Genomic DNA, 21,210 nt, shown 5'->3' with positions numbered 1-21,210 from the left:
GCGAATCCCCCCTTGGAGTGATCATGCGCTTGCGCGTATTCGCCGCCGCCCTGGCGGCACTCTCCGTCGCCGCCCTGTCCGGCTGCGGCGAGACCGGCGCCTCCGGCGGCGACGGATCCCTGCGGATCATGGCCCCCGCGGCGGCCGGCGGCGGCTGGGACCAGACCGCCCGCACGGCCGAGCAGGCACTCAAGACGGCCGACCCCAAGCGCAAGGTCGAGGTCTACAACGTGCCGGGCGCGGGCGGCACGATCGGCCTGGCCCAGCTCGCCGGCGAGAAGGGCAACGGCAACCTGCTGATGACCATGGGCCTGGTCATGGTGGGCGCGATCGAGCAGAACAAGTCGAAGGTCACCCTGGCCGAGACCACCCCCATCGCCAAGCTGACCGAGGAGTACGAGATCGTCGTGGTCCCGGCCGACTCCCCGTTCAAGACGCTGGCCGACATGGTCGCCGCGTGGAAGGCCGACCCGGCGAAGGTCTCCGTCGCGGGCGGCTCGGCGGGCGGCACCGACCACATCGTGGCCGGCCTGATGGCCAAGGCCGCGGGCGTGGACCCCAAGCAGGTCAACTACATCGCCCACTCCGGCGGCGGCGAGGCGCTCAACGCGCTGCTGGGCAGCAAGGTCAGCGCGGGCATCTCGGGCATCGGCGAGTTCGCCGAGCACGTCAAGTCCGGCAAGCTGCGGGCGCTGGCCGTCAGCAGCGGCTCGCGCGTGGCCGGCCTGGACGCGCCGACGCTGAAGGAGGGCGGCCTGGACGTCGAGCTGGCCAACTGGCGCGGCTTCGTCGCCCCCGGCGGCCTGGACGACGCCGCCAAGAAGTCCCTCACCGATCTGGTCACCAAGATGCACGACTCCCAGCCGTGGAAGGACGCCGTCGCCAAGAACGGCTGGATCGACTCCTTCCAGACCGGGCAGCAGTTCGCCGACTACCTGAAGTCCGAGGAGACCAAGGTCAAGGGCATCATCGCCGAAATGGGGCTCGTGTCCTGATGGCGCGTCGGTGGCGGCCCGAACTCGGGCTGGCGGTCGTGGTGCTCGGGCTGGGCGTGTTGGTGATGGTCGGCACGCTCGACGTCTCGGCCGCGGCCTCCCAGCTCGGCCTCGGGCCGCGCTTCTTCCCCATGCTGGTCGGCGGGGCCATGGTAGTGATCGGCCTGTTCTACGTGATCGACGTGCTGCGCGGCGGCGCCGGCGACCCCGAGGAGAGCGAGGACGTGGACGCGGACGCGCCCACCGACTGGCGCAGCGTCGGCCTGGTCAGCGGCGTCTTCCTGGCCTTCGCCGCGCTCCTCGACGTGCTCGGCTGGGTCATCGGCGCGAGCCTGCTGTTCTTCGGCCTGTCGGTCGTGCTCGGGGCCGAGCACAAGGTGCGGGCCGCCGTGGTGGCCGTGGTCCTCGGCGTGACGACGTACCTGCTGTTCGTCAAGGGCCTCGGCGTCTCGCTGCCGGCCGGCCCGCTCGGCGGGGTGATCTGAGATGGGCTCGTTCCAGCTCCTCATGGACGGCTTCGCCGCCGCGCTCACCCCCGTCAACCTCCTGTACGCCCTGGTCGGCGTCACCCTCGGCACCCTGGTCGGCGTGCTGCCCGGCATCGGGCCCGCGATGACCGTGGCGCTGCTGCTGCCGATCACCTTCACCGTGCCGCCGGCCAGCGCGTTCATCATGTTCGCCGGCATCTACTACGGCGGCATGTACGGCGGCTCGACCACCTCCATCCTGCTCAACACGCCCGGCGAGTCGTCTTCCATGATCACCGCCCTGGAGGGCAACAAGATGGCCAGGCGCGGGCGGGCGGCGCAGGCCCTGGCCACGGCGGCCGTCGGGTCGTTCGTGGCCGGCACGATCGCCACCGCGCTGCTGGTGGTGGCCGCGCCCGCCGTGGTGAGCTTCGCGATCTCGTTCGGCCCCGAGGACTACTTCGCGCTGGCGATCCTGGCCTTCACCGCCGTGTCGTCGGTGTTGTCGCGTTCGGTCGTGCGCGGGCTGGCCTCCCTGGGGCTGGGGCTGGTGATCGGGCTGATCGGCATCGACCAGCAGACCGGTCAGGCGCGGCTCACGCTGGGCGTCCCGCAGCTGCTCGACGGCATCGACGTGGTGATCGTCGCGGTCGGCCTGTTCGCGGTCGGCGAGGCCCTGTACGTGGCCTCCCGGCTGCGGCACGCCGCGCCCGAGGTGGTGCCCGTGGGCCGGGCGTGGATGGGCCGCGCCGACTGGCGGCGCTCCTGGTTGCCCTGGCTGCGCGGGACCGCGCTCGGGTTCCCGTTCGGCGCGCTGCCCGGCGGGGGCGCGGAGATCCCCACGTTCCTGTCGTACGCGGCCGAGAAACGCCTGGCCAAGGGCGTGGCCAAGGAGGAGTACGGCAAGGGCGCCATCGAGGGCGTCGCGGGCCCGGAGGCGGCCAACAACGCCTCGGCCGCCGGGACCCTGGTCCCGCTGCTCACGCTGGGCCTGCCCACGTCGGCCACGGCCGCCATCCTGCTGGCCGCCTTCCAGCAGTACGGCCTGCAACCCGGCCCGCAGCTCTTCGACCACAACCCGGCCCTGGTGTGGGCGATGATCGCCTCGCTGTTCGTCGGCAACACGATGCTGCTGGTGCTGAACCTGCCGCTGGCTCCCCTGTGGGCCCGCGTCCTGCGCATCCCCCGGCCGTACCTGTACGCCGGGATCGTGCTGTTCGCCGCGCTCGGCGTCTACGCCGTGAACGGCACCGTCGTGGACCTGTTCGTCCTTTACGTCCTCGGCCTGCTCGGGTTCTCCATGCGCCGCTTCGGCCTGCCCGTCGCGCCCGCGGTGATCGGCATGATTCTCGGGCCGATGGCCGAGATCCAGCTCCGCCGCGCGCTCGCCATCGGCGCGGGCGACGTCAGCGTGCTGGTACGCAGCCCGATCGCCGCCGTGCTCCTCGCCCTCGCCCTGCTCGCGCTGCTCACGCCGTTGTTGCGGCGGCTGATGGGACGGCTGATGGCACGCCGCGGCGTCGATGCGGTCACACCCGTGTCACGCGAGGACTGACCGGCCCGCCCACCGGGAACGTCGCCCGGTGGTTCTTGGGACCCGCCTTCCGGCGGCGGAACGCGCGGAAGGCACGGCGCCCGCGAGCGCGACCCCTCGGTGGCCCCGTCGATATGTCCGGATCGGCGGGACCACCAGGGGCCCCGCCGACGGCTCCGGGGCGGCCGGACCCACCAAAGGCCCCGCCGATGTGCACGCATCCGCGGGACCGTCACAGGCCCCGCGGATGGGCCGTGCCTACTCCGAGACGCCCAGCTTCTCCAGGATGAGCTGCCGGGCGCGGGCCGCGTCGGCCTTGCCGCGGCTGGCCTTCATCACGCCACCCACCAGCGCACCGGCGGCGGCGATCTTCCCAGACCGCACCTTCTCGACCGCGTCCGCGTTGCCGGCCAGCACCTGGTCGATGATCGCCGACAGCTCGCCCTCGTCGTTGACGATCTGCAGGCCGCGCGCCTCGACCACCTCGTCGGGCGTGCCCTCACCGGCCAGCACGCCTTCGAGCACCTCCCGGGCGAGCTTGTCGTTGAGCGCGCCCGAGGCCACCAGCTCGGTGACCCTGGCGATCTGGGCCGGCGTGATGGGCAGCTCGGCCAGCGCGACGCCGCTCTCGTTGGCGCGCCGCGCCAGCTCGCCCATCCACCACTTGCGCGCGTCGGCCGCCGGGGCGCCGGCCGCGACCGTGGCCTCGACCAGGTCGATCGCGTCGGCGTTGTGCATGGCCTGCATGTCGAGGTCGGACAGACCCCACTCGGCCTGCAGCCGCTTGCGCTTGACCGACGGCAGCTCGGGCAGCGCCGCCTTCAGCTCGGCCACCCACGCCGGGTCGGGCTCGATCGGCACCAGGTCGGGCTCCGGGAAGTACCGGTAGTCCTGGGCCTCCTCCTTGGACCGGCCGGAGGTGGTGGTGCCGGTGTCCTCGTGGAAGTGCCGCGTCTCCTGGATGATCTTGCCGCCCTCGGCGAGAACACCAGCCTGGCGCTCGATCTCGCTGCGCACCGCCCGCTCGACGCTGCGCAGCGAGTTGACGTTCTTGGTCTCGGTGCGGGTGCCCCACTCCGAGGCCCCGCGCGGCATGAGCGAGACGTTGACGTCACAGCGCAGCGAGCCCTCCTCCATGCGCACGTCGGACACGCCGAGCGAGCGCATGATCTCGCGCAGCTCGGTGACGTACGCCTTGGCCACCTCCGGCGCGAGCCGGTCGGTGCCCGGGATGGGCTTGGTGACGATCTCCACCAGCGGGATGCCCGCGCGGTTGTAGTCGACGATCGAGTAGTCGGCCCCGTGGATGCGGCCGGTCGCGCCGCCCACGTGGGTGGACTTGCCGGTGTCCTCCTCCAGGTGCACGCGCTCGATCTCGATGCGCACGGTCTCGCCGTTGATCTCGACGTCGACGTAGCCGTCGAAGCAGAGCGGCTCGTCGTACTGGGAGATCTGGTAGTTCTTCGGCATGTCCGGATAGAAGTAGTTCTTCCGGGCGAAGCGGCACCATTCGGCGATCGAGCAGTTCAGCGCCAGGCCGATGCGGATCGTCGACTCGATGGCCATGGCGTTGGCCACGGGCAGCGAGCCGGGCAGCGCCAGGCAGGTCGGGCAGACCTGGGTGTTGGCCGGGGCGCCGAAGGCGGTCTTGCAGCCGCAGAACATCTTCGACTTCGTGCCGAGCTCGACGTGCGTCTCCAGCCCGAGCACCGGCTCGAACCTGTCGAGCGCTTCGTCATAGACCATGGTCATAGCGACGGGGCCTCCTTCAGCAGCGGGCCGCCCCAGCGGCTCTCCAGGGCCTTCTCGACGGCGGCGCCGACGCGGTAACAACGGTCGTCGGCCAGAACCGGGGCCATGATCTGCAGGCCGACCGGCAGGTTGTCCTCGTCGGCCAGGCCGCACGGCACCGAGATGGCCGCGTTGCCCGCGAGGTTGGACGGGATGGTGCACAGGTCGGCGAGGTACATCGCCATCGGGTCGTCGGTGCGCTCGCCCAGCCGGAACGCCGTGGTCGGCGTGGTCGGCGAGACCAGCACGTCGACCTGCTCGTAGGCCGCCTGGAACTCCCGCGAGATGACCGTGCGCACCTTCTGCGCCTGGCCGTAGTAGGCGTCGTAGTAGCCGCTGGACAGCGCGTACGTGCCCAGCATGATGCGCCGCTTGACCTCGGGGCCGAACCCGGCCGCCCTGGTCAGCGCCATGACCTCCTCGGCGCTGCGGGTGCCGTCGTCGCCGACGCGCAGGCCGTAACGCATGGCGTCGAAGCGGGCCAGGTTGGACGAGCACTCCGACGGCGCGATCAGGTAGTACGCCGGCAGCGCGGTCGTGAACGACGGGCAGGACACCTCGACGACCGTGGCGCCCAGCGACTCCAGCAGCTTGACGACCTCGTGGTAGCGGGCCAGCACGCCCGGCTGGTAGCCCTCGCCGGCGAACTCCTTGACCACGCCGATGCGCATGCCGGACACGTCGGGGTTCCTGGCCGCCTCGACGACGCTCGGGACCGGCGCGTCGACCGACGTGGAGTCCATCGGGTCGTGCCCGGAGAACGCCTCCTGCAGCAGCGCCGCGTCGAGCACGTTCCGCGCGAACGGCCCCGGCGTGTCGAGCGAGCTCGCGAACGCGATCAGCCCGTACCGGGACGAACCGCCATAGGTGGGCTTCATGCCCACGATGCCCGTGACGGCGGCGGGCTGCCGGATCGAGCCACCGGTGTCGGTGCCCGTGGACAGCGGCGCCTCGTACGCGGCGACGGCCGCGCTGGACCCGCCGGACGAGCCGCCCGGGATCCTGTCCAGGTCCCACGGGTTGCGGGTCGGGTGGTAGGCGGAGTTCTCCGTGGAGGAGCCCATGGCGAACTCGTCGAGGTTCGTCTTGCCGAGGATGACCAGCCCGGCCGCGCGCAGGCGCGCGGTCACGGTCGCGTCGTACGGCGGCCGCCACCCTTCGAGGATCTTGGACCCGGCCGTGGTCGGCATGTCGCGGGTGGCGAAGATGTCCTTGTGCGCGACCGGCACCCCGGCCAGCGGCCCGAGCTTCTCGCCCGCACGCAGCCGGGCGTCGACCGCCCGCGCCTGCTCAAGGGTCGTCTCCCGGTCGACGTGCAGGAACGCCTGGACCTTGGGCTCCACCTCGGCCATGCGATCGAGGTGCGCCTCGGCCACCTCGGCGGCCGACACCTCGCCCGCGGCGATCATCGCCCCCAGCTCGGCGGCGGTCTTGCGGATCAGACTCATGCCTCCTCCCCGAGGATGCGCGGCACACGGAAGCGGTCGTCCTCGACGGCGGGAGCGCCGGAAAGGGCTTGCTCGGGCGTCAGGGACTGTCGCACCTCGTCGGCACGGAAGACATTGGTCAGCGGAAGCGCGTGCGACGAAGGCGGCACGTCCTCGGCGGCGACCTCGGCCACCTTCGCGACCGACTCGATGATGGCATCGAGCTGGGTGGCGTAGTGGTCGAGCTCGTCGTCGGTGAGCGCCAGCCTGGACAACCGGGCCAGGTGGGCGACCTCGTCGCGGGTTATGGCGGACATGAGTCGTTGAACCCGTTTCGTGGATGGAGTTTGGGACACTGCCATCCTAGGGGGCGTGACGCCGCAGGCCCGAACCCTTATCCCGGTGGAACACACTCATCCGTAGAGCCGGTCCAGGCCGATCGCCAGCACGTCGCTCTCCTGGGCCAGCGCGGCGTCGAATCCCGCCCCGCTGTAGCAGGCCAGCTTGGCGTCCCGCACGTCGTACCCCTTGGCGTCGAGCAGGTCCCGCGCCCTCCTGAGCCGGGCGACATGCCGGGGCCCCATGACCTTGCCCCATTTCACCTCGCCCAGCGACAACACCCGCCTGCGCTCGCCGCGCATCGCGGGCGCGAAGACCGCGACGTCGATCTGGATCTGCTCGTGCCGTACGGGGTCGACGACGGTTCCCGCGCCGATCTCGCCGGGCGAGTTTCCCAAGACCTCGAGTTCCAGCAGGTGGAACTGACGGCACATCTCCTCGAAGTGCGGGCCGAGCACCTGGTCGCTGAAGCCGGGCTTGGCGTTCTCCCAGGCGTTGGTGGCCAGGCCGCTCTCCAGCAATCCCCACTGCGGCCGCATGACGACCTCGTAGAAATGGATGAGCGGCTCGCACACCCGGTAGACCGATCGCGAGGGACGGAAGACGTCCGGCTCTCTCCGCAGCAGGCTGCTGTCTTCCAGCACGTTGAGGTGATGACCGATGTCGGCCGCCTTGCGCCCCACGTAGTTCGCGATTCCACCTCGTGTGCTGTTCCCCGTGGCCACCGCCGCCAGGACGGACTTGTACATGGAGTCCCGCGTCTCCGTCTCCTCTTCGAGGACATAGCGAGCTTCCCTGAAGAGCGGGGTGGTGGACCGGAGCACCGTTCGCCGCACCCAGTCGTCGAAGTCAACGAGGTCTTTCGGTCTGTCGTTGTTGACCAAGGGCAGGTAGGCGGGCGTTCCTCCGGTCACCGCATGCAGCTGGACGGCCAGCCGGGGGTCGGTGATCTCCCAGTACCGGGCGGCGAGACGGTAGTCGAACGGCCGGACCGAGAGCTCCATGGAAGCCCGGCCCCGCAACGGCGCGTTGCCCGCCAGGAGCCGGCCCATCACGGACATCGCCGAGCCGCACAACAGCAACGACACGGGCAGTTCGTCGAAGACGGCGCGATCGATCTCCCGCTGAATGATCGAGGGCAGCGCCGGCGATGCCCTGCTGAGGTAGGGGAACTCGTCGATCACCATGAGCTGGCGTCGCTCGGCGCTGATGGCGAAGAGGTGCCTGATCGCGTCGTCCCAGGTCGCGAAGTGGATCGGCGGCGCCCCGATGTGGCGGCTCAGTGCCTCCGCGAACAGGTTCAGCGATTCCCTCTCCGTGGCCTCCGACGCCCCGAAATAGAAACCGCCCGTTTCGCGGGCCATCGAGGCGACCAGCAGGGTCTTGCCCTGGCGGCGCCTTCCGCTGACGACACCCATCTGCGGGCGAGAGGTGCGGCGCTCGACGAAATCGGACAGCGCCTGCCACTCGAAGTCTCGCGCGAAGATCCGCTCTGGCTTTGGGATCACCGAACCCCCACAACATCGAAGTCAACTTCGACGAAGTGTACTTCGACGAAGTTGACTCCTGTAGTCGTTCAGGCCGTCTGGGTGACCTCGGGCTGGTAGCCGAACTCGATCGCCGGCGCCGCCTCGCAGCGGCCCCTGAGCCAGGCGGTGGCGTCGGCGGCCGGCATGGGCTGGCAGAACAGCCAGCCCTGGCCCAGGTCGCAGCCCATCTCGGCCAGCCGCAGGGCGACGTCGTCGGACTCCACGCCCTCGGCCACCGAGCGCAGGCCGAGCGAGCGGACCAGATCGACGATCGAGCGCACGATGCGGTCGTCGTCCTCGGACTCGGCGATGCGGCGGACGAACGAGGCGTCGATCTTGACCTCGGAGACCGCCAGGCGCTGGAGCCTGATCAGCGAGGAGTAGCCGGTGCCGAAGTCGTCGAGGGACAGCGGGACGCCGAGCGTGGCCAGCGCCTTGATGGTCTCCTGGGTGTAGGCCTGGTCGCCGGTCAGGATGCGCTCGGTGACCTCCAGCTGGATGGCGGCGGGCGGCAGGCCGTACCGGGTCAGGCCGACCTCCAGCTGCTCGGGCAGCGCCGCGTCGAGCAGGTCGCGGGCGGAGATGTTGACCGAGATCTGCACCTGAAGGCCGGTGTGCCACCAGTGGGCGGCCTGCTCGAGCGCGGCCTCGATGACGTATTCGGTGAGCTGGCGCATCAGGTACGTCTGCTCGGCCAGCGGGACGAAGTCCGACGGCGGGATCGGCCCGTGCACCGGATGGCACCAGCGCAGCAGGGCCTCCACCCCGGTCACCGCGCCGCCGGCCAGGCTGACCTTGGGCTGGTAGTGCAGTTGCAGCTCGCGGTTGTCGATGGCGCGGCGCAGGTCGCCCAGCAGGTTGAGCCGTTCGGGCGAGTTCCGGTCTTTGTCGGGCTGGTAGAGCTCTACCCCGGTACGCCCTTCCTTGGCCAGGTACATGGCCACGTCGGCGCGTTGCAGCAGCAGCTCGAAGTCGGGGGCGTGGTCGGGGAAGAGCGCGATGCCGACCGAGCCGTCGAGGTCGAAGCTCATGCCCTCCAGGCGTACGGGCTCGGTCAGGGCGGCCCGCAGCCTGGCGGCCACCTCCCTGGCGGCGTTGGCGTCTCTGATCGAGGGCAGCAGCACGGCGAACTCGTCGCCGCCGAGCCTGGCCACCACGTCACCCGGACGCACGGAATGGGTGAGCCGGTGGGCCACCATCTGCAGCAGACGGTCGCCCACCGGATGGCCCATCGTGTCGTTGACCTCCTTGAACCGGTCGAGGTCGAGGAGGAACAGCCCGACCCGCTCGTCCTGGCGGGACTCGGCCAGCGCCTCCTCCGTGCTGACGATGAGCATCTTGCGGTTGGGCAGGCCGGTCAGCTCGTCGTGCAGGGCCTGGTGGTCGCGGCGCATGGACAGCGTGGCGGTGAAGTAGACGGCGGCGAGGGGGGCGACGAAGAGCGGCACGAGGCCGGGCGAATGGTCCATCACCACGACGACCAGCGGCGCGAGGCCCAGCAGAGCGGTGTAGACGAGCCCCTGCGGCCCGGCGGTGACCCGCAGCACGCGCACGATCGAACGCCGCTCGTGGAGGGCGACCGCCCCGGACACGAGCGCGGCCCTGGTGGCGAAGTAGGCCACCCCGGCCAGCGCGATCGCCGGCAGGTCGGCCCCGCTGGGCGTCCACGGCACGGCCGGGCCCGGCACGACGCCGAACAGCCCGAGCACCACGGCCGCGGCGGTGAGCGCGAGGGTGGACTGGGCGACGTTGAACATGACCCGGTGCCACGCCTTGCGCGTCACGACGCCGTTCATGGCGATGGCGACGGCCTGCATGAGCACGGCCGTGGACAGCCCGAAGTGCAGCAGCACCGCGAAGGTGAACATGGTCGACGGGTAGGTGCCGCCGACCGCGGTCGCCGAGGACACCATGACGGGCCGCAGCTCGCCCAGCATCACCAGCACCGCCAGCACCCAGAACAGCGGGGTACGGGCGAGCTCCGCCAGCGCGACCGGATCCAGCCTGAGCAGGGCCACGATCAGCGCGGTGAAGCCGATCACGGTGATGCCCGCGAGGAACGCCCAGAGCGGCGTGCCGACGCGTGGACCGGTGTCACGGGTGTCGGTTGGGTCAGTCATCGGTAACAGAACCCCCATTAGGTCACTATGGGAGGGTACGACCTTCACCCCACTTCGCGAAACCAAGCGCGTACGTTCCGTCACTTCTCCTTTCCGACATATACCCAAAAACCACTATGGGTAGCGCGGCCATCGACAGTCCGTACACGACTCTGATCCCCAGCCCGCCGGGCGCCCATCCGCGAGGCCACCGAACACCAGCCCCGCCGCAAGGGCGAGCCGGGGCTCCGCTACCCCTCCTCGACGACCGCCACGCGCGCCGCGGCCTCCGGGCCCTCCTTCAGAAGCAGCTCGAACCCCTGCTCGTCGAGGATCGGCACCTTCAGGCTGATCGCCTTGTCGTACTTCGACCCGGCGTTCTCCCCCGCCACCAGGAACGACGTCTTCTTCGACACCGAACCGGCCACCTTCCCGCCCCGGCCGGTCAGCGCCTCGGACGCGGTGTCGCGGGTGTACGCCTCCAGCGTCCCGGTGACCACGAACGTCAGCCCCTCCAGGATCTGGGGCTCGGTCTTCTCCGGAGCGGGGCCGTCGTCCATCCGCACCCCGGCCCGGCGCCACCGCTCGACGATCTCCCGGTGCCAGTCGACCTCGAACCACTCCCGGATCGTCGCCGCCACCCGCGGCCCGATGCCCTTGACCGAGGCCAGCTCCTCCTCCGAGGCGTTCATGATGGCGTCGATCGACCGCATGGAGTCGGCGAGGTCACGCGCCGTCGGTGGCCCGACGTGCCGGATCGACAGCGCCACCAGCACCTGCGCGAGCGGCGCCGACTTGGCGCGGGCGAGCTCGTCGACCAGCGTGCGGGCGGCCTGGCTGGGCCCGCCGTCGAGGTTGGCGAACAGGGAGACGACCTTCTGCTCGCCGGTCTCGGGGTCGAGCTTGGGCAGGCCGGTGTCCTGGTCGCGGACGACCGACCGGATGGGCATGAGCTGCTCGATCGTCAGGTCGAACAGGTCGGCCTCGGTGCGCAGGACGGGCTCCTGCGGCGGCACCGGCTGGGTGAGCGCGGTCGCCGCCACGTAACCCAGCCCGTCGATGTCGAGCGCGCGCCGGCCGGCCGCGAAGTAGAGGCGCTCGCGGATCTGCGCGGGGCAGCTGCGGGCGTTGGGGCAGCGCAGGTCGGCGTCGCCCTCCTTCTCGTAGGCCAGCTCGGTGCCGCACTCCGGGCAGTGGGTCGGCATGACGAACTCCCGCTCGGAGCCGTCGCGCAACGCCGTGACCGCGCCGACGATCTCGGGGATGACGTCGCCCGCCTTGCGCAGCACCACGGTGTCGCCGACGAGCACGCCCTTCTTGATCACCGTGGCCGCGTTGTGCAGGGTGGCCCGCTCGACGGTCGAGCCCGCGACCACGATGGGCTCCATCACCGCGTACGGCGTGACCCGGCCGGTGCGGCCCACCCCCACCTGGATGTCGAGCAGCTTGGTGTTGACCTCCTCCGGCGGGTACTTGAAGGCGATCGCCCAGCGCGGGGCCCGCGAGGTGGACCCCAGCTCCCGCTGCGTGCGGAAGTCGTCGACCTTGACCACGACCCCGTCGATCTCGTACGCCGGATCGTGCCGGTGCACCCGGTAGTGCTCGATGAACTCGTCGACCTCGGTGAGGCCGGGCACCACCTGGAACAGGTCGCTGACCGGCAGCCCGAACTCCCGCAGCCGCTCGTAGACCTCCGACTGGGTGCGCGGCACGGCCGAGCCCTCCCAGACGCCGATGCCGTGCACGAGCATGCGCAGCGGGCGCTGGGCGGTGACGCGCGCGTCCTTCTGCCGCAGCGTGCCCGCCGCCGAGTTGCGCGGGTTGGCGAACGGCGGCTTGCCCTGCTCCACGAGCTGCTCGTTGAGCTGCTTGAAGCCCTCGACCGGGATGTAGACCTCGCCGCGCACCTCGACCAGGCTCGGGACGCCCTCGCCCTTGAGCCGGTGGGGCACCCCCTTGATCGTGCGCACGTTGGCCGTGACGTCGTCGCCGACCCGGCCGTCACCCCGGGTCGCGCCGCGCTCCAGCTTGCCGTCGCGGTAGACCAGCGCGATGGCCAGCCCGTCGATCTTCAGCTCGCACAGGTAGGGCCCCGGGTCGCGCTCGGCCAGCCGCTCGACGCGGGCCATCCAGGCGGCCATGTCGGCCTGGTCGAAGGCGTTGTCGAGGCTCTCCATGCGGTTGAGGTGGCTGACCTTGGCGAAGTCGCCCGAGGCCGGCGCGCCCACCTTCTGGGTGGGCGAGTCGGGTGTCTGCAGCTCCGGATGGGCCTGCTCCAGCGTGAGCAGCTCGCCGAACCACTCGTCGAACTGCGCGTCGCTGACCGTCGGCTGGTCGAGCACGTAGTAGCGCCAGCGCGCGTCCTCGACCAGCTCGCTCAGCTCCGCATGCCGCTTGAGCCCGGCCACGGGCACGCCCCCGACCTCGGTGTCACGCTCGCTCACGCTGGGTCTCCTTCCACGTCAGACACGCTGAGCAAACGCTACCGCCGGGCCCCGACAGGAACGACTCCGCCGGTCATCCGCCCTGGGCCCAGACGCCTTCCCAGACCGAGCAGTTACCGGTGATCTTCCTTGCCGTGCCCCGGCAGACCCTGCCCTCGATGGAGAGCATGTAGCCGGTCTCGAGCGAGAACTCCAGCGGCTTGGTGCCCGAGCAGTTGCGGTACGTCTTGTGCCCGGCGCCGCCGCCGTCCTTGACCCAGCGCAGTTGCAACCACGAGCACCCGGTACGGCCGGGGAAGTCGTACAGCCTGCCGCTGACCACGAACCCCGGCCGGTCGAGCAGGACCTTGCCCTTGGCCTTCCCGGCCCGGTCGGCGGAGTAGATCGACCCCCAGCTCCAGATCTCGGGGTTGGCCGAGGCCCCGGCGGGGACGGCGATCGAGGCGGACGCGATCAGCATGGCGGCACCGACGGCCAGAGCGCGAACAATCATGGCGAGGACGCTACTCAGCCGCCTTGCATCCCGCTTGCCGGATCGTCCTTGAGCACCTGGGCGGCCTTCCTGCACGCCGCCAGGGCCGCCCGCGCGTAGCGGGGCGAGGCTCCGGCGAGGCCGCAGGCGGGCGTCAGCGTGACCTTGGCGGCCAGCCCGTCGGGGGCGAACCCGAGCCGCCGCCACAGCTCCACCGCGGGCCTGGCGACCACCCCGGTGTCCGGCAGCGCGACGTCTCTGCCCGGCACGACGCCGAGCAGCAGGCCCGCCCCGGCCTCGAAGAGCTCGCCGAGCTGGTCGTCGTCCCTGCGGCGCAGCAGCGACGCGTCGACCGACACCGCACGCGCCCCGGCCCGCCGCAGCAGCGCATAAGGCACCCCGGGCGCGCAGCAGTGGACCACCGGGTCGGGGAACAGCCGCAGCGACTCCTCCACCCGCCACTCCTCGACCGCCGCGAGCCGCCCGAACCCGGACGCGGTCGGTACCGTGCCCGCCAGCACGCCCGGCAGCCCCGGCTCGTCGAGCTGCAGCACGATCTCGGTGACCCCCGGCAACCGCCGCCGCACCTCGGCGCAGTGGTCGGCGACCCCCTGGGCCAGCGACGCGACCAGGTCGCGCACGGCGCCCGCGTCGGAGAGCATCTTGTCGCCGTACTTCAGCTCAAGGGACCCGGCCAGCGTCCACGGCCCGCACACCTGCAGCTTGAGCGGCCCGGAGTAGTCGTGCGCGACCTCCTCCAGCCCGTCGAGGTCGCGGCGCAGGTGATCGACGGCCCGCTGATGGTCGCGGCCGGGCCGGTCGGCCAGCCGCCACCCGGACGGCTGCACCTCGACCGGCAGGTCGATCAGCAGCCCGGCCGTCCTGCCGATCATGTCGGCGCCGACCCCGCGGGCCGGCAGCTCCGGCAGGTACGGCAGGCCGGGCAACTCGCCGAACACGACACGGATCGCCTCAAAATGATCCTCACCCGGATGTGACCCGACCCCGGTGGCTTCCCACGTAGACATGGGCACAAGCGTAGGCTCTGCCGAATGGAGCTCACCAAACTCACGCACGCCTGCGTACGCCTTGAGAAGAACGGCAAGGTCCTGGTCATCGACCCGGGCACCTTTTCGCAGGAGCCGGTGCTCGACGGGGTCGACGCGGTGCTGATCACCCATCAGCACTTCGACCACTTCGACATCGAGAAGCTGAAGGCCGCCCCCGCCGGGGTCGAGGTCTGGACGTGCGAGGGCGTCGCGGCCGAGCTGACCGACGTGCCGGTCAAGGTCCAGGTGGTCCGGCACGGCGATTCCTTCGACGCGGCCGGTTTCCGGGTGAAGGCGTTCGGCGAGTGGCACAGCAAGAACCACCCCGACGCGCCCGTCGTACAGAATGTCGGTTTCATGCTCGACGACGAGGTGTTCTACCCCGGCGACGCGCTCACCTTGCCCGGCGTCGAGGTGCCCACCCTCCTCGCGCCGACCAACGCCCCCTGGATGAAGCTCAGCGAGATGGTCGAGTACCTGCGCACAGTCCGCCCGGCCCGCGCGTTCTCCACGCACGACGGCCTGCTCAACGACATCGGCCTGTCGCTGGTGGACAACTACCTGGAGCTGGAGTCGGACAAGCAGGGCGCCGACATGCGCCGGCTCAAGGTCGGCGAGTCGGTGACGCTGCCCTAGGCGGCCGAGACGATGGTGGCCGAGCCGATGACCGCGTCGCCGGAGTAGAGCACGGCCGCCTGGCCCGCCGCGACGCCGGTGGCCGGGCGGTCGAGGTCGATGCGCAGGCCGCCCGCCTCCTCCTCGAAGCGGCAGCCGTAGACCTCGCCGTGGGCCCTGAGCTGCACGGTCAGGTCGTCGAGGTGGGACGGGCCGTTCCAGACCGGGCGGACACAGGAGATCGAGGTGACCTCCAGCGCCGCGCGCGGGCCGACCGTGACCGTGTTGGAGACCGGCTCGATCGACAACACGTAGCGCGGCCTGCCGTCGGCGGCCGGACGGTCGATGCGCAGGCCCTTGCGCTGGCCGACCGTGAAGCCGTGGGCGCCCTGGTGGGTGCCCACCACCGCGCCCTCCTGGTCGACGATCGGGCCCTCCTCGGCGCCGAGCCGGCCGGCCAGGAAGCCGCGGGTGTCGCCGTCGGCGATGAAGCAGATGTCATGGCTGTCGGGCTTGTCGGCGACGGTCAGGCCGCGCCGCGCGGCCTCCTCGCGCACCTCGGCCTTGGTGGAGCCGCCGAGCGGGAAGATCGCGTGGCTGAGCTGCTCACGGGTGAGCACCCCCAGCACGTACGACTGGTCCTTGCCCTGGTCGACGCTCCTGGACAGCACGCCGTCGGACAGCTTGGCGTGGTGGCCGGTCGCGACGGCGTCGAAGCCGAGGGCGAGCGCCCGGTCGAGCACCGCCTCGAACTTGATCTTCTCGTTGCACCGCAGGCACGGGTTGGGTGTGCGGCCCGCGGCGTATTCGGCCACGAAGTCCTCCACCACGTCGCGCTGGAACCTCTCGGCCATGTCCCAGATGTAGAACGGGATGCCGATCACGTCCGCGGCCCGCCGCGCGTCGCGGGAGTCCTCGATCGTGCAGCAGCCCCGCGCACCCGTGCGGTGGGATTGGGGGTTGGCCGACAGGGCCAGATGCACACCAGTGACGTCGTGACCGGCCTCGGCTATCCGGGCGGCGGCCACGGCGGAATCGACGCCGCCCGACATGGCGGCAAGCACACGCAGTCCCATGACCGTTCCAGCGTACTGTCCGGCGGGGAGTGCGCGGCCATCGGCTCCGTCTGGAAGGATTCAGCGCATGCGACTGTTCGGGCGCAAGGACGAAGAAGAAGAGGCCGACCGGCCCGGCGACGGCGTGGCCGCGTTCTGGGCGTGGTGGCAGGAGGCCAGGCCGCGGCTCGACTCGCTGGTGGCGGCGGGCACGGCCGACGGCATCGAGGAGCTGGTCGCCCCCGCCGTGGCCGCGATCGACCCCGGCCTGGTCTGGGAGGTGGCGCCCGGCAGGAACGCCGCGCACGCCCTGGTGGTGACCGCGGCCGGCGACGCCGAGCTGCGCTCGCTCGCCCACCGCTGGGCCAGGGCCGCGCCGCCGGCCGACCTGTTGTGGGAGTTCCATCCGTCCCGGCAGGCCAACCCGCAGGCGCTGGAGCTGACGCTCGACGTGGGCGGTTTCGAGTTCGCGCTCGACAAGCTGGTCTTCGGGCTGCGCGTGCCGCGCAACCAGCCGCGCGTCGACGTGGCCGCCCACCACCCGATCTTCAGCGAGCTCGACGAGGAGACCCGCCTGGAGGCGACGCTGCTCGCCCTCGACTGGCTGCTGGGCGAGGACGACGTCGCCAGATGGGTGGGCGAGATCACGCCCGCCACGTTCCAGCCGATCGACGCGGTCGCCGCCGTCCACCTGCCCGCCGTGGTCGCCGACCTGGCCTCGGGCTATCAGGGCGAGGAGTGGCTGCTGCTGGAAGGCCAGACCGGCGAGGGCGCGTCGCTGGTGGCCACCGCGCGCTTCCCGCTGCGGCCCGTCGACCACCCGCTGCTCGACCAGCACATCGAGATCACGCTCCCGTACGCCCACCGCGACGCCGACGGCCTGCCCGTCGGCGATTCGCTGAAGGCGTTGCGCGACTTCGAGGAGCGCCTGGCCGCCCGCCTGCTCAAACTTCGCGACGACGCCCTGCTGGCCGCGCACCTGAGCGCCGCAGGCCACCGGGTCATCCACGTCTACGCCGACCCGGCCTCCGACGCGGCGATCCACGCCAAGGAGCTGATCGTGAGCTGGGAGGAGGGCGAGCCGCGGGTCGACGTGGGCAGCGACCCCGCCTGGGCCGCGGTCTCCCCCTTCCTCAGCTGAGCCCGGCCCTGCGGGCCCGTTCGACAGCCGCGGGCAGCACCTCGATCAGGCGGTCGACGTCGGCGCCGGTCGAGGTGTGGCCCAGGGTGAACCTGAGCGAGCCGCGCGCGGCCGCCGCGTCGGCGCCCATCGCGAGCAGCACGTGCGAGGGCTGCGCCACGCCCGCCGAGCAGGCCGAGCCGGTCGAGCACTCCACGCCCTTGGCGTCGAGCAGCATGAGCAGCGCGTCGCCCTCGCAGCCGGGGAAGGAGAAGTGGGCGTTGCCGGGCAGCCGGCCGGTCGGGTCGCCGTTGAGCACGACGTCGGGGACGGCCTGGCGGACGCGTTGGATGAGCTCGTCGCGCAGCGCCGTCAGGCGGCGGCCGAGGGCCTCCTGCTCCTTCACGGCTGTCCGCACGGCGGCGGCCAGGCCCGCGATGGCGGGCGCGTCGAGCGTGCCGGAGCGCACGTCGCGCTCCTGCCCTCCGCCGTGCTGCACCGACACCGGGGTCAGCCCCCTGGTCAGCAGCAGCGCGCCCACGCCCATCGGGCCGCCGACCTTGTGGCCGGTCAGCGTGAGCGCGTCGGCGCCGGAGTCGGCGAACGACACCGGGAGCTGCCCGATCGCCTGCACCGCGTCGGTGTGGAACGGGACGCCGTGGTCGTGGGCGACGGCCGCCAGCACGTGGACCGGCTGGACCGTGCCCACCTCGTTGTTGGCCCACATGACGCTGATCATGGCGACGTCGTCGGGGTCGCGCTCGATGGCGGCGCGCAGCGTGTCGGGGTGGACCCGGCCGTATTCGTCGACGTCGAGCAGCTCGACCTCGGCGCCCTGGCTCTCGGCCAGCCACGCGGCCGGGTCGAGCGCGGCGTGGTGCTCGACGGAGCTGAGCAGGATGCGCCGCCGGGGCCTGCGCGCCCAGTAGAGGCCCTTGATCGCGAGGTTGTCGGCCTCGGTGCCGCCCGAGGTGAACACGACCTCGCTCGGCCGGGCCCCCAGGGCGTCGGCGATGCTCTCGCGGGACTCCTCGACGACCCTGCGCACCTGACGGCCCGCGGCGTGCAGCGATGAGGCGTTGCCGACGCGTTTGAGTTGCTCCGTCATGGCCTCGATCGCTTCGGGCAGCATGGGCGTGGTCGCCGCATGATCAAGATAGGCCGACGGTCGTGTCACCAGATCAGGGTATCTCGTTTGCCACTGTACCGTCCGGACGGTACAGTTGAGGCATGCGAAGGGACGAGCTGTTGGACGCGGCGGAAGACCTCCTGTGCGACCAGGGGTCGGCCGCGCTGACGCTGTCCGCCGTGGCCGACCGGGCCGGGGTGAGCAAGGGCGGCCTTCTTTACCACTTCGGCACCAAAGAGGCCCTGATCAAGGGCATGGTCGAACGGCTGATCGAAGAGTTCGACGACCTGATGGCCGCGCAGCCGGACGGCACGTACACCGAGCGCTACCTCGGCGCCACGCTGATCGCCGTGCGCTCGGGGCGGCTCCGAAGATGGGCCGTCGTGACGGGCGCGTCGGGGAACCTCTTCCTGCTCGCGCCGCTGCGGGAGGCGATGTCGCGATGGCACCGGGAGGGGTTGAGCGACGAGCCCGACCCGCTGGCCGCGCAGATCGTGCGGCTGGCCTGCGAGGGGTTGTGGGACGTGGCCAGTCATGATCCGCAGCTCAACTCGGAGGCGGACCTGCGTGCCCTCGAAGCCCGGCTGAGAGCGCTGCTCAAACCCGGCTGAACCGGCTGGTTCCGGTGTGTCGGGAGTCACTGTGGTCCCGGGAATGTGCCGGGGTCACTTCTGGTTCAGCTGTCGGAGCTTCGATCACGGAGCTTTCCGCAGTTCTCCGCGGCTCTCTGTGGTTTTCTGCGGCTTTCTGTGGCTTCTGTGGTGGGCCGGAACGGATGGGAGGGTGGCCTCGCGATGACGATCCCGTGCTCCCACGACCCCTGTCCCATGGCCTTCGCCCGCTTTTCCTCCAGACCGAGCGCCTCGGCGGCGCCCGCCGTCCCCGTCAGACCGGTCCGTACGGGCTGGGCAGGCCGGACGCGCAGGCCCCCGTCAGGCAGACGGTAGGCCGGAGGGCGCGGCGGTCGGTCGAGCGGCGGGACCGACCCGGTCTGGCCGTCAGCCTGGCAGGGCCGACCGTCCGGCCATGACGCGGGCCACGATCGAGACCCCGGGTCGCTCACCGAGCAGCACGACCTGACCCCGACCGGCACCAGCCGGCCACCCGCGCCCCCACACCAACCACGACGCCCTCAGCCGGGCCTCAGCCCACCCAAGGGCCCCGAACCGACCAACCGCCTCAACCCACCCAACGGCCCAGGCCGGTTCGCCCGACCTCGGCCCGCCAACGCCTGCACGGCCCCGCTCGCCCTCCAGCCAGGCCCATCGACAAGCCAAGTCGCTCGACCTCCATGGAGGCCAGGCGGCCGAGCCAGCCCTAGCGGGTGCTCAGGTGCAGGTCGGGGGGCCGGCCGGGCACCAGGGAGGTAGGACCGGCCGGACGCTGGGTGAGCCGGGCCGCAGGCCCGGCCGGCCGGTTCGGCGAACCGGAGGCACAGGGGCCGTCGGGCCGGCCGAGCACTCGGTGAGCCGGGTCGGCGGCGAACTGGCCAAAGACACGAAGCCGGGCCGGTGAACCGGCGGGGCACTTCGAGCGGGCCGGGTCGGGCACTCGGGGCCGACTCAGTGACCCGGGACCGAACCAGCGGCTCGGGGCCAGGGTGGTGGGCCGGGGTTTTGGTTGGTGGTTTTTGTCCCTTCGAGTGTTCATCCCCCAGTTTTCTGGGCGCCCCCACAAGGGGACGCCTGATTTGTGGCGAAATAACGAGTTTGTGAGAGGTGTGCCATATGACCCGCGACCTGAGGACGGCCCGCTACGGGGCGATCCTCACCTTCGTCCTCGGCGGCCTGATGGTGGGCACGATGACCGTGCGCATCCCCGCCCTGACCGACAAACTCGGCCTGTCCGAGTCCACGGTCGGCGCGGTGCTCCTCGCATGGGGCCTCGGGGCCCTCGTGACCATGCAGTCCATGCGACGGATCTTGGCCCGCGCGGGCAGCAGGGCGGTTCTGCGGATCGGCGCCCCACTCACCGCGGTCGGCCTGCTGGCCGTCGCCTTCGCCCCGAACCTGCCCCTCCTCGTCGTGGCCGCCACGTTCTTCGGTATGGCCTTCGGCACCGTGGACGTCGCCATGAACGCCCAGGGCTCCACCGTCGAGCAGGCGTACGGCCGTCCGCTGATGAACGGCATGCACGCCGGCTGGTGCGTGGGCGCCATCTCGGCGGGCGCCCTGGGCAGCCTGTCGATCGCCGCCGGACTGTCGTTCACCGCCAACCTGGCAGTGGTCGCCCTGGTCTCGCTGCCGGTCGCGCTGCTGCTCGGCCGTACGTACCTGCCGGAGGCCCCGGTGACGGAGGCGGCGCGCACGGCCCGGCACCGCATGCCGGCGATCGTCTACCTGCTCGGCGCGATCATGTTCTTCGCCTTCATGGTCGAGGGCATGGTCGCCGACTGGAACGGCCTGTACATGCGCAACGAGCTCGGCGCGCCCGAGGCGCTGGCCGCGCTCGGCTACCCGGTGTTCGAGGCCGGCATGCTGCTGGCCAGGCTCACCGGTGACCGGCTGCGCTCCCGGTTCGGGGTGCGCGGCATGCTGGGCGTGTCCGGCGTGGCCACGGCCGGTTTCTTCACGGTCGTGCTGATGGCTCCGGCGGCGCTGGTGGCGGTGCTGGCGATGTTCTTCGTCGGGCTCGGCGTGGCGACGATCGCGCCGCTGACGCTGTCCCTGGCGGGCACCGCGACCGACGCCCCCGGACCGGCCATCGCCCAGGCGGGCGCCATGGGCTACGCGGGCCTGCTGCTCGGCCCGGTGGCGATCGGCTTCCTGTCGGACGCCACCTCGCTGCGCGGCGCGCTCGGCATCGCGGTCGTCCTGGGCGTGCTGATCGCCGTGGCGTCGCGGTTCCTGCCCAGGCGGGAGGCGCCGGTGTTCGGAGCCGTTCCGGTGCGGGAGCCGGTGAAGGTCGCCGCGTAGGACATTTGTCATGCCAAGCCTCGTACATCCATCCATGTCCGATTCATGGATGGAGTGCGAGGCTTAGGCGTTGTTCAAGCCATAGGTCACCGCCGTCGTCTTCGTCGGCCGCGATCTCCGGCGGCGAATGGTGGCGGCTGGGGACGGCGCTGCGAAGGCGGCCGGCGCCCGGACCGCGCCCGCCACGTCCGCCTGAGACGGCGAAGCGGCGCCGCACGTCGTGCGGCGCC

18 protein-coding genes are annotated in these 21,210 nt (G+C 71.4%); 7 read left to right on the top strand and 11 right to left on the bottom strand.

From position 1 onward, the window contains the following. Positions 1-23: 23 nt before the first annotated feature. The 3 genes from ABZ444_RS15360 to ABZ444_RS15350 are packed head-to-tail and all read left to right on the top strand — an operon-like array spanning position 24 to position 3,017. Positions 24-995, top strand: coding sequence for a tripartite tricarboxylate transporter substrate binding protein (locus ABZ444_RS15360; RefSeq protein ID WP_357996280.1), 972 nt, complete (start codon positions 24-26; stop codon positions 993-995). Next, the gene (locus ABZ444_RS15355; RefSeq protein WP_357996277.1) at positions 995-1,480 is read left to right on the top strand and encodes a tripartite tricarboxylate transporter TctB family protein; all 486 of its coding nucleotides are present in this window, start codon (positions 995-997) and stop codon (positions 1,478-1,480) included. The genes ABZ444_RS15360 and ABZ444_RS15355 overlap by 1 nt, the downstream gene beginning before the upstream one ends. 1 nt (position 1,481) lies before the next feature. Further along, complete coding sequence (locus ABZ444_RS15350) at positions 1,482-3,017, top strand: tripartite tricarboxylate transporter permease (protein ID WP_357996273.1); 1,536 nt, start codon at positions 1,482-1,484, stop codon at positions 3,015-3,017. Positions 3,018-3,254: 237 nt separating this feature from the next. On the opposite strand, the gene gatB is transcribed toward ABZ444_RS15350, so the two are convergent. The 8 genes from gatB to ABZ444_RS15310 all read right to left on the bottom strand — a co-directional run bounded on the left by gatB (position 3,255) and on the right by ABZ444_RS15310 (position 14,125). Beyond that, on the bottom strand, positions 3,255-4,742 hold the full coding sequence (gene gatB / locus ABZ444_RS15345) for an Asp-tRNA(Asn)/Glu-tRNA(Gln) amidotransferase subunit GatB (protein WP_357996700.1): 1,488 nt from the start codon (positions 4,740-4,742) through the stop codon (positions 3,255-3,257). A 2-nt stretch (positions 4,743-4,744) separates the two neighbouring features. Next, positions 4,745-6,235, bottom strand: a complete 1,491-nt coding sequence (gatA, locus tag ABZ444_RS15340) for an Asp-tRNA(Asn)/Glu-tRNA(Gln) amidotransferase subunit GatA (RefSeq protein ID WP_357973265.1) — start codon at positions 6,233-6,235, stop codon at positions 4,745-4,747. Then, a complete protein-coding gene (gatC, locus tag ABZ444_RS15335; protein WP_101787882.1) occupies positions 6,232-6,531 on the bottom strand; it encodes an Asp-tRNA(Asn)/Glu-tRNA(Gln) amidotransferase subunit GatC in 300 nt (99 codons plus the stop codon). The genes gatA and gatC overlap by 4 nt, the downstream gene beginning before the upstream one ends. A 96-nt stretch (positions 6,532-6,627) precedes the next feature. Beyond that, positions 6,628-8,061, bottom strand: a complete 1,434-nt coding sequence (locus ABZ444_RS15330; RefSeq protein WP_357996270.1) for an ATP-binding protein — start codon at positions 8,059-8,061, stop codon at positions 6,628-6,630. 68 nt (positions 8,062-8,129) lie between these two features. Then, positions 8,130-10,202: an EAL domain-containing protein gene (locus ABZ444_RS15325; protein WP_357996267.1), complete on the bottom strand. Its 2,073-nt coding sequence runs from the start codon at positions 10,200-10,202 to the stop codon at positions 8,130-8,132. A 230-nt stretch (positions 10,203-10,432) separates the two neighbouring features. Continuing rightward, positions 10,433-12,625: an NAD-dependent DNA ligase LigA gene (gene ligA, locus ABZ444_RS15320; RefSeq protein ID WP_357996264.1), complete on the bottom strand. Its 2,193-nt coding sequence runs from the start codon at positions 12,623-12,625 to the stop codon at positions 10,433-10,435. Positions 12,626-12,698: 73 nt separating this feature from the next. Further along, on the bottom strand, positions 12,699-13,118 hold the full coding sequence (locus ABZ444_RS15315) for a hypothetical protein (protein WP_357996261.1): 420 nt from the start codon (positions 13,116-13,118) through the stop codon (positions 12,699-12,701). Between the two features lie 14 nt (positions 13,119-13,132). Beyond that, on the bottom strand, positions 13,133-14,125 hold the full coding sequence (locus ABZ444_RS15310) for a methionine synthase (RefSeq protein ID WP_357996258.1): 993 nt from the start codon (positions 14,123-14,125) through the stop codon (positions 13,133-13,135). 24 nt (positions 14,126-14,149) lie between these two features. Here ABZ444_RS15310 and ABZ444_RS15305 point away from each other — a divergent pair, with 24 nt between their 5' ends. Beyond that, the gene (locus ABZ444_RS15305) at positions 14,150-14,782 is read left to right on the top strand and encodes an MBL fold metallo-hydrolase (protein ID WP_357996255.1); all 633 of its coding nucleotides are present in this window, start codon (positions 14,150-14,152) and stop codon (positions 14,780-14,782) included. Here the strand turns inward: ABZ444_RS15305 and mnmA are convergent. Continuing rightward, the gene (mnmA, locus tag ABZ444_RS15300) at positions 14,779-15,837 is read right to left on the bottom strand and encodes a tRNA 2-thiouridine(34) synthase MnmA (protein WP_357996251.1); all 1,059 of its coding nucleotides are present in this window, start codon (positions 15,835-15,837) and stop codon (positions 14,779-14,781) included. The two genes, ABZ444_RS15305 and mnmA, sit on opposite strands and share 4 nt — an antisense overlap. Positions 15,838-15,904: 67 nt before the next feature. Here mnmA and ABZ444_RS15295 point away from each other — a divergent pair, with 67 nt between their 5' ends. Then, the gene (locus ABZ444_RS15295) at positions 15,905-16,957 is read left to right on the top strand and encodes a DUF695 domain-containing protein (protein WP_357996248.1); all 1,053 of its coding nucleotides are present in this window, start codon (positions 15,905-15,907) and stop codon (positions 16,955-16,957) included. On the opposite strand, the gene ABZ444_RS15290 is transcribed toward ABZ444_RS15295, so the two are convergent. Then, positions 16,950-18,113 carry a cysteine desulfurase family protein gene (locus ABZ444_RS15290; RefSeq protein WP_357996245.1) on the bottom strand — a complete coding sequence of 388 codons (1,164 nt, stop codon included), beginning with the start codon at positions 18,111-18,113 and terminating at the stop codon, positions 16,950-16,952. The two genes, ABZ444_RS15295 and ABZ444_RS15290, sit on opposite strands and share 8 nt — an antisense overlap. Positions 18,114-18,166: 53 nt before the next feature. Between ABZ444_RS15290 and ABZ444_RS15285 the strand changes: the two genes are divergently transcribed. After that, complete coding sequence (locus ABZ444_RS15285; protein WP_357996242.1) at positions 18,167-18,676, top strand: TetR/AcrR family transcriptional regulator; 510 nt, start codon at positions 18,167-18,169, stop codon at positions 18,674-18,676. 1,116 nt (positions 18,677-19,792) lie between these two features. After that, positions 19,793-20,980 carry an MFS transporter gene (locus ABZ444_RS15280; RefSeq protein ID WP_357996239.1) on the top strand — a complete coding sequence of 396 codons (1,188 nt, stop codon included), beginning with the start codon at positions 19,793-19,795 and terminating at the stop codon, positions 20,978-20,980. A 43-nt stretch (positions 20,981-21,023) separates the two neighbouring features. Here the strand turns inward: ABZ444_RS15280 and ABZ444_RS15275 are convergent. Beyond that, on the bottom strand, positions 21,024-21,210 hold a 187-nt coding region (locus tag ABZ444_RS15275; RefSeq protein WP_357996236.1), incomplete at its 5' end, for a hypothetical protein.

The sequence above is a fragment of the Nonomuraea sp. NPDC005730 genome, assembly GCF_040630865.1.
GTDB lineage: Bacteria > Actinomycetota > Actinomycetes > Streptosporangiales > Streptosporangiaceae > Nonomuraea.
Note: the sequence above shows the minus strand (reverse complement) of the source record. Positions and strands in the feature narration are given on the sequence as shown.